At 69.3% G+C, this 12944-nt stretch carries 13 protein-coding genes; 9 read left to right on the top strand and 4 right to left on the bottom strand.

Annotated features, from left to right (window positions below):
- Positions 1-51 precede the first annotated feature (51 nt).
- From ABD209_RS14200 to ABD209_RS14180, 5 genes are all read left to right on the top strand, one after another.
- On the top strand, positions 52-1572 hold the full coding sequence (locus ABD209_RS14200) for an amino acid permease (RefSeq protein WP_344067458.1): 1521 nt from the start codon (positions 52-54) through the stop codon (positions 1570-1572).
- Between the two features lie 17 nt (positions 1573-1589).
- The gene (locus ABD209_RS14195; protein WP_344067457.1) at positions 1590-2453 is read left to right on the top strand and encodes a glutamate ABC transporter substrate-binding protein; all 864 of its coding nucleotides are present in this window, start codon (positions 1590-1592) and stop codon (positions 2451-2453) included.
- Positions 2454-2539: 86 nt separating this feature from the next.
- Complete coding sequence (locus ABD209_RS14190; protein WP_344067456.1) at positions 2540-4414, top strand: putative nucleotidyltransferase substrate binding domain-containing protein; 1875 nt, start codon at positions 2540-2542, stop codon at positions 4412-4414.
- A complete protein-coding gene (locus tag ABD209_RS14185) occupies positions 4411-5232 on the top strand; it encodes a metallophosphoesterase (RefSeq protein WP_344067455.1) in 822 nt (273 codons plus the stop codon). The genes ABD209_RS14190 and ABD209_RS14185 overlap by 4 nt, the downstream gene beginning before the upstream one ends.
- A 154-nt stretch (positions 5233-5386) precedes the next feature.
- Positions 5387-5941, top strand: coding sequence for an isochorismatase family protein (locus tag ABD209_RS14180; protein WP_324387053.1), 555 nt, complete (start codon positions 5387-5389; stop codon positions 5939-5941).
- 256 nt (positions 5942-6197) lie between these two features.
- Here ABD209_RS14180 and ABD209_RS14175 read toward each other — a convergent pair whose 3' ends face one another.
- Together ABD209_RS14175 and ABD209_RS14170 are read right to left on the bottom strand one after the other, a co-directional pair.
- Positions 6198-6809 carry an OmpA family protein gene (locus tag ABD209_RS14175; protein WP_344067454.1) on the bottom strand — a complete coding sequence of 204 codons (612 nt, stop codon included), beginning with the start codon at positions 6807-6809 and terminating at the stop codon, positions 6198-6200.
- Between the two features lie 68 nt (positions 6810-6877).
- On the bottom strand, positions 6878-7606 hold the full coding sequence (locus ABD209_RS14170; RefSeq protein ID WP_344067453.1) for a hypothetical protein: 729 nt from the start codon (positions 7604-7606) through the stop codon (positions 6878-6880).
- Positions 7607-7902: 296 nt separating this feature from the next.
- Here ABD209_RS14170 and ABD209_RS14165 point away from each other — a divergent pair, with 296 nt between their 5' ends.
- Positions 7903-8817, top strand: coding sequence for an alkaline phosphatase family protein (locus ABD209_RS14165; RefSeq protein WP_344067452.1), 915 nt, complete (start codon positions 7903-7905; stop codon positions 8815-8817).
- Positions 8726-9454 (top strand): alkaline phosphatase family protein, encoded by a 729-nt coding sequence (locus ABD209_RS14160; protein WP_344067451.1) that lies wholly within the window; start codon positions 8726-8728, stop codon positions 9452-9454. The genes ABD209_RS14165 and ABD209_RS14160 overlap by 92 nt, the downstream gene beginning before the upstream one ends.
- A gap of 315 nt (positions 9455-9769) precedes the next feature.
- Here the strand turns inward: ABD209_RS14160 and ABD209_RS14155 are convergent, their stop codons facing one another.
- The gene (locus tag ABD209_RS14155) at positions 9770-10417 is read right to left on the bottom strand and encodes an MBL fold metallo-hydrolase (RefSeq protein WP_344067450.1); all 648 of its coding nucleotides are present in this window, start codon (positions 10415-10417) and stop codon (positions 9770-9772) included.
- Entirely contained in the window at positions 10414-11496 is a 1083-nt protein-coding gene (locus tag ABD209_RS14150) for an S-(hydroxymethyl)mycothiol dehydrogenase (protein ID WP_344067449.1), read from the bottom strand. Before ABD209_RS14150 ends, ABD209_RS14155 begins: the two co-directional genes overlap by 4 nt.
- A 202-nt stretch (positions 11497-11698) precedes the next feature.
- Here ABD209_RS14150 and ABD209_RS14145 point away from each other — a divergent pair, with 202 nt between their 5' ends.
- On the top strand, positions 11699-12016 hold the full coding sequence (locus ABD209_RS14145; RefSeq protein ID WP_344067448.1) for a transcriptional regulator: 318 nt from the start codon (positions 11699-11701) through the stop codon (positions 12014-12016).
- Between the two features lie 8 nt (positions 12017-12024).
- Positions 12025-12933: a ribonuclease HI family protein gene (locus ABD209_RS14140; RefSeq protein ID WP_324386299.1), complete on the top strand. Its 909-nt coding sequence runs from the start codon at positions 12025-12027 to the stop codon at positions 12931-12933.
- Positions 12934-12944 lie beyond the last annotated feature (11 nt).

The raw sequence follows: 12944 nt of genomic DNA, 5'->3' as shown, positions 1-12944 counted from the left end.
CATTCGCCGAGAATTTTCCTCTCGGCCACCTCGAGCTGATGGGGATGGCATATGAGCGAACGCAGTCACGCGTCAAGCCTTGACGCGGAGCAAGTCGGCTACAAACAGTCCCTTGGCCGGCGCCACGTCCAGATGATCGCCATCGGCGGCGCCATCGGCACGGGCCTCTTCCTCGGCTCGGCCTCGCGCTTGCACAGCACGGGCCCGGCCCTTCTCTTCAGCTATGCCTTTGTCGGCGTCATAGCCTACTTCCTGATGCGGGCGCTCGGCGAACTGGTGCTGCACCGCGCCACCTCCGGGGCCTTCGTCTCCTATATGCGCGAGTTCTACGGCGAGCTGTGGGCCTACATCACTGGCTGGATGTACTGGCTCAACTGGGCGCTGACCGGCATCGCCGAACTCTCCGCGGTCGGCCTCTATATCCAGCACTGGTGGCCGACCTTCGCGACCTGGAAGACGGTGCTCATCTCCTTGGCCGTGGTCGTGGTCATCAACCTGCTCTCGGCGCGCGCCTTCGGCGAGTTCGAGTTCTGGGCCTCGGTGGCCAAGGTCGGGGCCATCCTGATCTTCCTGGCGGTCGGCCTGGTCGTCGTTGTGGGCCGCATGGACATTGCCGGTCACAAGGCCGGCTTCCAAAACCTCTGGGCCAACCCGGGAGGCTTTTGGCCGCACACCGACGGCTTCGCGTGGTACGGCCCGATCATGGTCATGTCCGGCGTCGTCTTCGCGTATGCCGCGATCGAGATGGTGGGCGTGGCCGCGGGCGAGATGGAGAATGCCGAGCGCGAGGTGCCTAAGGCGGTCAATGCCGTGATCATGCGGATCGCCGTCTTCTACTGTGGCTCGATCCTGCTGCTGGTCTCGATGCTCCCGACCAGTGAATACAAGAAGGGCATCAGCCCCTTCGTCACCGTCTTCGGCCGCATGGGCCTGGATTGGATGGGCAATGTCATCCAGGCCGTCCTCATCGTCGCCGCGATGTCCTCGCTCAACTCGGGGCTCTATTCCACCGGGCGGGTGTTACGCAGCCTTGGCATCGCCAAGCAGGCTCCCGCCTTCACGTTGAAGATGAGCAAGTCCGGGGTGCCCTGGGCGGGCATCGTGATGACCTCGGTCGTCTATCTCTTCGGCGCCATCCTCAACGCGCTTACCCCGTCCGCCTTCGAGATCGCCCTCGAAGCGGCCGCCCTCGGCGTGCTCTTCACGTGGGGGACGATCTTCGTTTGCCAGTTGCGGCTTCGAAAACTGGTGAACAACGGCGTAATCCCGCCCAGCCCATTCCAGGCCCCCGGCTATCCCTGGACCAGCTATCTCGGCCTGGCCTTCTTGGTCTATGTCGTCATCGCGATGGCGATCAGCGGGTGGCAGTCGAATGCCTACTTCTGGCACAAGACCAACTTCATCGTCGTCGTCATCGGCATCCCCTTGATCGCCGTGCTGCTGGGGATCGGCTGGATGGTCGTGCGGCCCAAGGTGGTCGCCAACACCGGCAACCGGCTCGGACCCGTGTGGTCCGAGAACGGGCCGACCTACCCCGATACCCGCCAAGCCGTCCCGGCGCGGAACGCCTGACCGAGAGGAGAACCGCCATGACAACCATGACGACGGCAGCGGGCCGCGGTGTCGCGCGGCGGCGCGTCACCATCCTCCTTGCTGCCGGTGTCCTTCTCGGGACTGCTGCGGCTTGCTCGTCCTCCTCTGCCAAGACGAGTTCGACCACGCCGGCGCCGAGCGGGACAGCAACGATCAAGATCGGGATCGCGACCGACGAGCCAGGCGTCTCGCTCAAGAGCGGCGGCACCTATTCGGGTTTCGACATCGAGACGGCAAAGTATGTCGCCGGGAAGCTCGGATTGAATCCGGAGTGGGTGCCCGTCGCTCAGGCCGACCGGGTCAGCGCCCTCGAGAGCGGCGAGGTGCAGCTGGTCGTCGCGACCTTCTCGATCACCGACGAACGCAAGCAGAAGGTCGACTTCGCCGGCCCCTACTTCGTCGCCCATCAGGACCTGCTCATCCGGCGCAATGACGAGTCGATCACCCGCCCCGAGCAACTCGATGGCCGGATTCTATGCTCGGTCACCGGGACGACGTCGGCGGCCTACATTCAGCAGCACTACGACAAGGCCACGATCACGCTACGGGAGGTGCCGAGCTTCTCCGAATGCGTGCGCGACCTGGCAAATGGTGATGTCGACGCCGTCACGACGGACGATCTGATCCTCGCCGGGTTCGCGGCGACCCCCGAATACAAGGGCATCCTGAAAGTCGTCGGCCGGGGCTTCACCGACGAGACCTACGGGATCGGCGTCAAGAAGGGCGACACCGCCTTGGTCGGTAAGGTCAACGCGGCATTGAAGGACTACATCTCCTCCGGAGCGTGGAAGAAGGCCCTCGATGCCACGGTCGCGCCATCGGGCTACACGATCCCCGCGCCGCCGACCGTCGCGAGCTGAGCCGGACCGGGGCCGGACCCCGCTGGCCCGGCCCCGGCGCAGACCCCGCGGGAGCGGGAGGACACGGCATACGGCGGCATGGCAGGGTGAGTGATGTGGAGTCCACCGACGACCTGAACACCGTTCTCGCCAGCTACCTGCCCTTCCGGTCGGTCGATGCCGATGTCCGCCAACGGCTCGCGGCGGAGGCGACGATCGAGTCGTATGCCGCCGGCCACCTCGTCCTTGATGCCTTCGCCGATCCGTCGTCGTGCGTCTATGTCGTGCTCGACGGTCGGGTCGGGATGTGGAATGACGCCACCCGCCTCGATCAGGAGCCCGACGAGCTTCTCGGGCGCGGCGGCGTCTTCGGCTTCTCGGCGATGCTCACCGAGCGCTCGGTCGGCCCGCGCGTGGTTGCCGTCACCGACGCGCGCGTGGCTCGAATCCCCGGCGAGGAGGCGACCGCGGCATTTGTCACTCGGGACGGCGCGCGCTTCCTGGCCCGGAGCCTGGCCCGCAGCCTGCGCGATCCGGCCGTAGCCCTGCCGGCGAACAGCCGGGTCAGTGATCTGATCACCGCAGCCCCGCTCGTCGTTGACCCGGCAACCCCCGCGGACGAGGTCGCGCGCGCGATGACGCGCGATCGGCATACGTGCGCGGTGATCGAGACGTCACCGGGCACGTATGCCGCGATCACCGACGCGTCGCTCCGTCGCCGCATCCTCGCCGAGGGCCTGCCGCCCACCGCACCGGCACGGGACGTTGTCGCCTCGGTCACGCCACAGGCCGATGCGGCCGAGGCGCCGGCGGAGACGCTGCTCGCGTTGCTCGAAGCCGACGCGGACGCGGCCGTCGTCACCGACGAGAGCGGGCGGCTCGTCGGCGTAGTCACGCTTGGCGACTTCAGCCTCACCCCGACGGCGTCGGATCTCGCGATCCACCAACGACTTCGGCATGCGCCGACACCCGGTGACCTTGTCGATTGCGCTGAGCAATTTCCCGATCTCCTGCGCCGGCTGCTGGAGCACGGCCTTGCCTCCGGGCGGGTTATCGGGGTCTACTCCACGCTGCTCGACGGGCTCGTCCGGCGAGCGCTGGAGTTGGAGTTCGCGGGGCACCCAGACCTGCCCATGTCGGCCTTCACCTGGCTGGCTCTCGGGAGCAATGGCCGGCGCGAGGCCGTGCTGTCCTCCGACATCGACTCGGCCGTCGCCTTCGCCGACGGCACCCCCGAGGACGTCATGGCGTGCTATCGGACGGCCCTGGCCGGGGTCGACCTCATCCTCCAGTCGGCGGGCATGGCGACGGACACGCACGGGGTGAGCGGGCGGCATACGCTCCTGTCCCGCACGCATGCCCAATGGCGGGCCGCGGCGCGGGAGTGGCTCGCCGACCCGGTCGCCGGCAATGGCGCCATCATGACCTCGCTGCTTGTGGACGCGCGGCCGATCTTCGGCGCCGACGAGACCGCCGCGGCGGACCTCGTGGTCGGCGACCTGCGCGAGCACCCGCTGACCATGCGGCTCCTGCTCACCGACGCGCTCGCACGGCGGGCCCGGCTGCGCTCCTTGCTGATTCGCGAGCCGTGGCGGCGCTCGTGGACCTATGACATCAAGGAGCACGCGCTTCTCCCCCTAGTCAATCTCGCTCGATGGGCCGCGCTGGTCGCCGGCTCCAGTGCCCTCTCGACGCGCGAACGACTGCTGGACGCCGGCGGATCGACCGTGCTCAGCCAGGAGCAGTCGACGTCGTTGGCCGAGGTCTTCGAGGTCCTTCAGCGACTGCGGCTGCGCTACCAGCTGATGCAGTCGCGCGAGGGGGTCACGCCCTCGGACGATCTCGTCTTCGACGCCATGTCGCCGATCGACCGCAGCATCGTCGCTCAGGCGGTCCGCGAGATCGCGCAGGCGCAGAAGCGATTCGCGACCGTCGCGGCCTATACCGACACCGCCGAGTGGGCGCCGGGCGAGCCTCGGTGACGCCCGACCTAACACTGCGGTATGCCGTGATCGGCGACGTCGGCGGGCATCACCAGGCGCTCCGGGCAGAACTGACGCGGCTGGGCGCGGACCCGGATTCGGGCACGATCCCGGCGGACCTGCGCATCGTCCAAGTCGGCGACCTGGTGCACCGCGGGCCCGACTCGCGAGCCGTCGTCGCGCTGGTCGACCGGTTCCTCACGGCGGCCGCCCCGGGCTGGGTGCAGCTGGTCGGCAACCACGAGGCGCAATACCTCCGGGCCCCGACCTTTAAGTGGCACCAACGGCTCGACGGCGAGACGATCGCGATCCTGCGCCGCTGGTGGGGGGACGGTCTGATGACCGTGGCGACGGTCGTGCCGGCCGGGGACGCGGACTTGCTGGTCACGCACGCGGGTCTGACCGAGGGCTTCTGGCGGGCGGATCTCGGGCAGCCCGCGAGCGCCGTGCGGGCCGCGGAAATGCTCAACATGATGGGGGCGCTCGGGCGGACTTCCATCTTCCGGGGCGGTGCCATGCTCGGCGGCTCGCGGTCTGCCTCCGCGGGCCCGATGTGGGCGTCGGCCTCGATGGAGTTGCTGCCCAGCTGGCTCGGGCGGCGAATGCCGTTCGGCCAGATCCACGGCCACTCCTCGGCCTACGACTGGCAGCGCGAGTGCTTCCGTGCGGCGGAGGCGATCGCGGCTCGCACGCGTCTGGATCATGACTGCGGCCATGAGATCACCAGCTTCGACGGCGGCGAGATCGTCGGCATCGATCCCGGACATGGGGCACATGTCCCTCATCCGTGGCAGGCCTGGGTGACCTCCGCCGCCTGATGTCGGCTGACGGGCCGACCGGGAGCGACGGCCCCGTCCGGATCGACGCGCCGCTCGCTGGTGGGGCCTCGGCGTGGACGGGGTGTCGGACCTCTCGTTTAGCCTGGCCGGTAGGTGGGTCGTTGGCGATGGACGGCCAGAACGGGAGACGCAGATGAGCAGATTCGAGGACCGAACGGCGACAGCTTTGCTGGTGGTCGACATGCAGCGCGATGTCGTCGCCGGCGGACACGACCGCGACGCCGTGGTCGAGACGATCGCGGGTCTTGTCGATCGGGCGCGTGCGGGCGGGTCGCCAGTGGTGTGGGTGCAGCACTCCGACGAGGGAATGCCCATCGATTCTGACGGGTGGCAGTTGGTCCCCGAGTTGGTGCCAGCGCAGGATGAAGCCGTGGTGCGCAAGGAGTTCGGCGATTCCTTCGAGGCGACCGAATTGTCCGACGTGCTCGCGGATTTGGGTGTGGGCACGGTCGTGGTGACGGGCGCGCAGACGGACGCCTGCATTCGGTCGACGCTGCACGGCGCGCTCGGCCGCGGCTTCGACACCGTGCTGGTGGCCGATGGGCACACGACCGAGGACCTGCGCCGCTGGGGCGCGCCCATCGGGCCGGCCGAGGCCATCGCCTACACCAATCTGTATTGGGAGTTCTCCCGCGTCCCCGATGCGCGCGGGAGCGTCGCCCTGGCCGCCGACGTCGACTTCGCCTAACCGGCCCGTATGCCGGCGCACTCGCCGGGGACGCGCAGGCGCTAGGGCGGCGCACTCGCCGGGAACGCACGTGCGCGGCCCCGCACGTGGTGACCGGCCAGCTCGCGGCCAGGCCGACCAGCCGAAGGAACGCGCGTGCGCGGCCCCGCAGGTGGTGGCCGGCCAGTTCGCGGCCAGGCCGACCAGCCGAAGGAACGCACGTGCGCGGCCCCGCACGTAGTAACCGGCCAGCTCGCGGCCAGGCCGACGGCAGAGCTCAGCGCACGATCGTCACGGTGACGCGGCGGTTGCGGGCCCGGCCCGACTCGATGTCGTTGTCGGCGACCGGGTCGGCCTCGCCGTGGCCGGTCACGTCCATGCCGACGCTCGGCCCGAGCCGGTCGCTCAGGGCAGCGGCGACGGCGCTCGCCCGTCGGCGCGAGAGGCCGAGGTTGTAGGCGGCGTCGCCGGTGTCGTCGGTGTAGCCGTCGACCCGGATCGAGCGAGCCTTCGCCGCACCCAACTGGGCGGCAACATCGGCGATCAGCGCGTCGGCCTTCGGGCTCAGGTCCGCCCGGTCGAAGCGGAAGACCACGTCCGCGTCGATCCGGAACCGCCGGCCGTCGGTGACGATCAGCGTGCCGTCGAGGTTGGCCAGGCTGAACTCGATCCGGGCGACCTCGAAGCCAAGATCGCTGACCTCGGCGATCTCCGGCGTCGCCGCAGCGGGGAAAGTTTGCCGCGCACCCGACCCCACCGGGTCGGCGACCGGCGCGGCGCGCACCGGAACAGCCGATGACCCGGCGGGCATCGTCGATGCATCCGCGACGTTCAGGACGAGCACCTCGCCGAGCCCGCCGACGACCACAGCAACCAAGGCCAGGGCCACACGACGAGTCGTGCTGCCCGCGCAGGTGACCCCGCACACTCCCCAGATCGTGCGCAGCCGCGCCCGCATCACCGGGTCACCGGCACGTCGCGGAAGCTGCCGACACGGGGGATCACGACGTCGACGGTCGTCACATCGGCCGGCGGGGCCTTGTACTGCGCCTCGAGCACCGCCTCGCCGCCCGGCTCGAGATTCGCCAAGCCCAGCCCGCTGCTGCACGCGCAGCGCGCGTCCTTGTCACGGCCGGTCAGGTAGCGGCGCGCATTCACCCGGTCCAGGACGTAGACGCCGTCGGCCTGCCCGTCGGACCGGGCTAGGCCCTCCACATAGTCGATAGCCACGCCGGTGGCCTTGACCGTGGAGTCGAAGTAGTAGCCGGCATAGAAGTAGTCACCGATCCGCCACGGTTGCTGACCGGCATTGCGCACGGTCCAGGTGACCGTCATGACGGCGCCGTCGGCGACGACCGAGTTGAGCGTGACATCCACGGTGGCGTTGTCGATCGCCGAGCCACGACGGGTCCCGATCGCGGGCAGAGCCGCGGGGGCCGGCGGGCTCGTGCTTCCCAGTGCGCTCGGGCTCGCCCCCGGTAAGGGTGCCGCAGCAGCCGGCACCGGCGCCGCGGCCGAGTTTCCGGTCGGCGCGGCGACGGCGCCGGTGGTGGCGCCTGCGCCATCCGTTCCGCCGGTGCACCCGGCCGACACCGCGACGAGTGCGGTCGAAGCGGCGAGCACGCCGAGCAGGCGGGGCACGGGCATACGGGCAATCGGGACATTCGTCGAGCGGTGATGGCGCATCCGGGCCTCCCGGGCTTGAGGGCGGGCGCCCCCTGCGGGCCCGCCACTGGCCACAAGCTAGGGGCGGATCGCGATTCGCGCATCCGGAAGTCCCGACTTATCCACAGCCCGGGCGATCCCTCCTTGCCCACCCAGGTCCGCCGTCCGGACGGCAAGCGATCATCTCCTCACCGCGCGGTTTCGCCACGAGAGGGCCAGAGTGAGAAGCGTCCCGGCGACCGGCCGGGCGGCTTCCCGAGGGAGGATCCACGCGCAAGACCCTTGCCGTCATCGGCACCGGCGCCACGGTATTGGCGATGAGTGCCCTGACAACGGCCACCGCGGTGGGGGACGACGGCAACCACGGTCGGACCGGACCGCTGCCCGGCGGCTACAAGAACCTCGTCGTGATCTACGAGGAGAACCACAGCTTCGACAACCTCCTGGCCGGCTGGGGCACCGTCGGCAAGGACCGGGTTGGCGAGGGCGCGGTGAGCCAAGTCGCGCAGGACGGCAGGGCATACGGCTGTCTATTGCAGAACGATGTCAACCTGACCAGCCCGGCGCCCCTCGCGGCGACCTGCACCGATGCCGCGCACGGCGTGCCGGCGAGCGCCTTCACCAATGCGCCCTTCCTCATCGACAGCATCATCCCTGCGACAGCCACGACCTGCCCGGCGGAGGGGGCTTTCTACCCCAATGGTGTGCTGAACGGCCAGGGCCTGCCCGGCGGCTGCACCGAGGATCTCGTCCACCGCTTCTATCAGGAGCAGTACCAGATCAACGGCGGTCGCCAGAATCGCTATGTCACCGGGTCGGATGCGGTCGGGCTGACGATGGGTCGCTATGACACCACGCAACTGCCGATCTATCGATACCTGCACAGCAAGGGCGCACCCAACTACGTCATCGCCGACCGCTTTTTTCAGGCGGCCTTCGGCGGGTCCTTCCTCAACCATCAGTTCCTGATCTCGGCCCGGGCTCCGCTCGACACCTCGGCCGGCGGCCTGGGCGCGAAGTTCTCTGTGCTGGACGCGAACGGCATGGTCAAGAAGTACCCCCCTCTACACGCCGACCCGGACGGACGTCGTCGACGGACAACTGACCCGCGCGTGCGCCGACCCGCTGCGCAACGACCCGGTGGCCGCCTGCGGGGCGTATGCCGTCAACACCGTCCAGCCGTCCTCTCCCCCTGCCGCCGCGAGTGGCGCGAAGATCCCGCTCATCGATGACGCGGCCTTCCCCAACATCGGCGATCGCTTGTCGGCCAAGGGAATCCCGTGGGCGTGGTTCAGCGGCGGATGGGACAACGCCGAAGCCGGCCACCCCGGGCCGACCTTCCAATACCACCACCAGCCGTTCAACTACTTCGCCGCCTACGCTCCGGGGCAGCCGGGCCGGGCGCGCCTGCAGGACGAGACGACGTTCTTCTCCGCGGCGGCGGCGGGCACCCTGCCGGCCGTTAGTTTCGTCAAGCCCTATGGGACCGAGAACGAGCACCCCGGGTATGCCAGCGAACACACCGGCAGCGACCATCTGGTCGATCTGCTCCAGGCCGTCATGTCGGGCCCGCAGGCCAAGGACACGCTCGTGGTCGTGACCTATGACGAGTTCGGCGGCCAGGACGACCATGTCGCGGTGCCAACGGTCGACGCCTGGGGCCCGGGCACCCGGATCCCGGCCATACTGATTTCCGCCCGGATGCAGCACTCCGGTGTGGACAGCACGCAGTACGACACCACCTCGATCCTCGCGACGATCGAGCAGGCGTGGGGGCTGTCCCCGCTGTCCTCACGCGATGCCGGCGTCAATCCGCTGACCAACGCCATTCGCGCTGGCACGAGCGGCGGGCAAGGCGGCAACGGCTGACGCCGTGGTGGTATGCCGTGACGGCACATTGTCGGCGGCTGTCGGCGGCTGTCGGCGGCCGTGCCTACACCGCTTCCGCACCACTACCTGGGTCCGCCACGCCTGCACCCGTCCGCAACCGGTGCAGGCGTGGCGAATCGGTGTCGGGGTGATGAGCGCGTGTCGAGGCGTCCGGTCCAGCCGGCGACACCCGGCTCGAGTCGGCGCCGGGGACGGATGGCTTCGTCCCCAGCGCCGCCGGCCGCCCTGCGTCGTGACGCCGGGCGGACATGCGCGGCCTCGGGGAGCACGGGGCCGCACACGATGCGTGCTGGGTCAGGCCTGTCCGAGGCCCGCGGCCTCCGCGCCGATCGTGGTCGCGTCACCGTGGCCGGTGAGGACAATCGTCTCGGGAGGGAGGGTCAGCAACTGCTCGCGGATCGAAAAGACGATCGTCGGGTAGTCGCTGAACGAGCGGCCGGTCGCCCCCGGCCCGCCATTGAAGAGGGTGTCGCCGCTGAAGACGACGCCGAGCGCCTCGGCATACAGGCAGACCGCGCCGGGCGCGTGCCCGGGCGTATGACGCACCTGGAGTTCGAGGTCACCCACCGGAATCCGTTGCCCGTCTTCGAGATCCGCGTCGGGCGCGGTGTCGGGGAAGGTCAGCTCCCACAGCACGCGGTCGCCCGGGTGCAGGTGGATCGGCGCGCCGGTGGCCCGGGCGACGCCTGGGGCGCCGTCGATGTGGTCGTTGTGCGCGTGCGTGCAGAGGATGTGGGTCAACTCGCGCTCACCGATTGCGGCGAGGATGGCATCCGGGTCGTGGGCGCAGTCGATGACGACGCAACGGGTGTCGTCGCCGACGATCCACACGTTGTTGTCGACCTCCCACTCCCCGCCATCGAGGGTGAAGGTGCCGGAGGTGACCAGTCGCTCGACCCTCACGCCGGCGGGCGTCGGGCCGGCGACGATGTCGGTGCTCACAGTTCGACCACCGAGCGCAGGACCTCGCCCTTGTGCATCTTCTCGAAGGCCGCCTCGATGTCTTCCAACTCGATCCGCTCGGAGACAAACTGCTCGAGCGGGAAGCGGCCCTGCTCATACAGCGCCACGAGGGTCGGGAAGTCTCGGGTGGGGAGGCAATCGCCATACCAACTGCTCTTGAGCGAGCCGCCGCGGCCGAAGATCTCGATCAGCGGGAGTTCGAGCTTCAGATCCGGGGTGGGCACGCCGACGAGGACGACGGTGCCAGCGAGGTCGCGGGCGAAGAAGGCCTGCTGGTAGGTCTCGGGCCGGCCGACGGCCTCGACGACGACGTCCGCTCCATACGAGCCGGTCAGCTCGCGGATCTTCTCGACCGCGTCGACCTCGCGGGAGTTGACGGTATGGGTGGCGCCGAACTGCCTGGCCCACTCCAGCTTCCGGTCGTCGACGTCGACGGCGATGATCGTCGTCGCCCCGACGACCTTGGCGCCGGCGATGGCGGCGTTGCCGACGCCACCGCACCCGATGACGGCGATCGAGTCGCCGAGCTTGACACCGCCGGTGTTGACGGCCGCGCCGAAGCCCGCCATCACGCCGCAGCCGAGCAACCCGACTACGGCCGGATCGGAGGTCGCGACCTTGGTGCACTGGCCGGCGGCCACCAGGGTTTTCTCGGCGAAGGCGCCGATGCCGAGGGCCGGGCTGAGCTCGGTGCCGTCGGTCAGCGTCATCTTCTGGCGGGCGTTGTGGGTGTTGAAGCAGTACTGCGGCTTGCCCTTGTGGCAGGCCCGGCACTCACCGCAGACTGCGCGCCAGTTGAGGATCACGAAGTCGCCGGGAGCCACCTCGGTGACGCCGTCACCGACGGCCTCGACGATGCCCGCCGCCTCATGCCCGAGCAGGAACGGGAAGTCGTCGTTGATGCCGCCTTCGCGGTAGTGCAGGTCGGTGTGGCACACCCCGCAGGCTTGGACCTGGACGACAGCCTCGCCCGGCCCGGGATCGGGGATGACGATGTCGACGACCTCGACGCGCGCGCCTTTCGCGCGGGCGATGACGCCCTTGACGGTCTGCGACATTGGAGTCTCCTTGCTAGCCGGTCCGCCTGCCCGGCCGGCCGGGGTGGCGGCGTCCGGGCAGGCGAGTTCGAGTTCTGGGGGTCAGCTTGGCCCGGCATGGCGAGCAGGGCAAGGATCGCCCAGCAATCGGATGCCGAATCCGTTGCCGGACAAAGGCTTCCGTTCTTTCCTGTGCGGAAAGTCGACGCGTATGATGGGCTCTGTGCCGCACCCCGTCTTTGATCCGTTGATCCATGAGCCCACCCGGCTGCAACTGTGCGGTTTGCTCGTGGCGGCCGCGGAGCGAGAGTTCGCCAACCTGCGTGACGAACTCGGGATCGCCGACTCGTCGCTCAGCAAGCACCTGACCGCCTTGCGGACGGCCGGCTATGTCACCGTCGAACGCCGCTTCGGGGCCGGGCACGGCCGCGCGTATGCCGTGCTCACCGACACCGGACGGCATGCCTTCTGCGGGCATATCGCCGAGTTGCAGCGGCTGGCCCGGGTCGCCTCGCCGCGCGTGCTCCGGGCACGCGGTTAGATCGGCTCATGACGATCATCGCGGCGGCCGACGGCTCGGCCCTGGGCAACCCCGGGCCGGCCGGATGGGGCTGGTTCATCGACGACGCCACGTGGGCGAGCGGCGGGTGGCCGCGGGCCACCAACAACATCGGTGAGCTGATGGCCGTGCTCGACCTGCTGCGGCAGACCGCCGGGGCCGACGACGAGCTGGTGATCTGGTGCGATTCGACCTATGTCATCAACTCGATTACCAAGTGGATGCCGGGGTGGAAGCGCAAGGGCTGGGTCAAGGCCGACGGCAAACCCGTCCTGAACCTGGAGTTGATGCAGGATCTCGACGCGGCCATGGCCGGACGGCGGGTGCAGTTCAAGTGGGTCAAGGGACACACCGGCCACGAGCTGAACGAGGCGGCCGACCGGCTGGCCACGGCCGCTGCCCTGGCCTATCAGCAGGGCCGGATGCCACCGGCCGGCCCGGGTTTCCGATCTGACCGCGACGCGCGCGCGTCGGGCTTTGTCGCGACGGGTGTGACCGTCGGGCCCGACCGGGCGGTGAGGAGCGCCGAGGAGGAGGTCATCGAGTTGGAACGCGCCCTGCTCAGCGACGCGGTCCGGTCGAGCGCATCGGCTCTCGATGCCCTGCTGCATCCGCAGTGGAGCGAGATCGGCTCGTCGGGCCGGCACTGGACTCGCGAGGAGGTCCTCCGCATCGGTCCCCTCGACGGGCCAGTCGCGCTCGACCTCATCAGTGCCGAACGCCTTAGTGACGATCTCGTTCTGTTGCTCTGGCGCAGCACGGACGACTCCGGCTCGCACCTGCGCAGCTCCCTTTGGCAGCGCACCCCCGCCGGCTGGCAGCAGCGCTTCCACCAAGGCACCCCCGAGCCGGCGCTTCCTCAGTCGAGTGAGCGCGACACGCTCATGTTCGACCTCTGATGTGGGCGTGT

It is taken from the genome of Nostocoides vanveenii, from assembly GCF_039531165.1.
GTDB lineage: Bacteria > Actinomycetota > Actinomycetes > Actinomycetales > Dermatophilaceae > Nostocoides_A > Nostocoides_A vanveenii.
This window is presented reverse-complemented; position numbering and strand designations above follow the sequence as displayed.

Bases quoted from the DNA above. Each gene is read 5' to 3' on its own strand.
- ABD209_RS14180 (WP_324387053.1), top strand. From the start codon at position 5,387: ATGAGCAGATTCGAGGACCGAACGGCGACAGCTTTGCTGGTGGTCGAC.
- ABD209_RS14140 (WP_324386299.1), top strand. From the start codon at position 12,025: ATGACGATCATCGCGGCGGCCGACGGCTCGGCCCTGGGCAACCCCGGG.
- ABD209_RS14150 (WP_344067449.1), bottom strand. From the start codon at position 11,496: ATGTCGCAGACCGTCAAGGGCGTCATCGCCCGCGCGAAAGGCGCGCGC.
- ABD209_RS14170 (WP_344067453.1), bottom strand. From the start codon at position 7,606: ATGCGCCATCACCGCTCGACGAATGTCCCGATTGCCCGTATGCCCGTG.
- ABD209_RS14165 (WP_344067452.1), top strand. From the start codon at position 7,903: ATGAGTGCCCTGACAACGGCCACCGCGGTGGGGGACGACGGCAACCAC.
- ABD209_RS14200 (WP_344067458.1), top strand. From the start codon at position 52: ATGAGCGAACGCAGTCACGCGTCAAGCCTTGACGCGGAGCAAGTCGGC.
- ABD209_RS14195 (WP_344067457.1), top strand. From the start codon at position 1,590: ATGACAACCATGACGACGGCAGCGGGCCGCGGTGTCGCGCGGCGGCGC.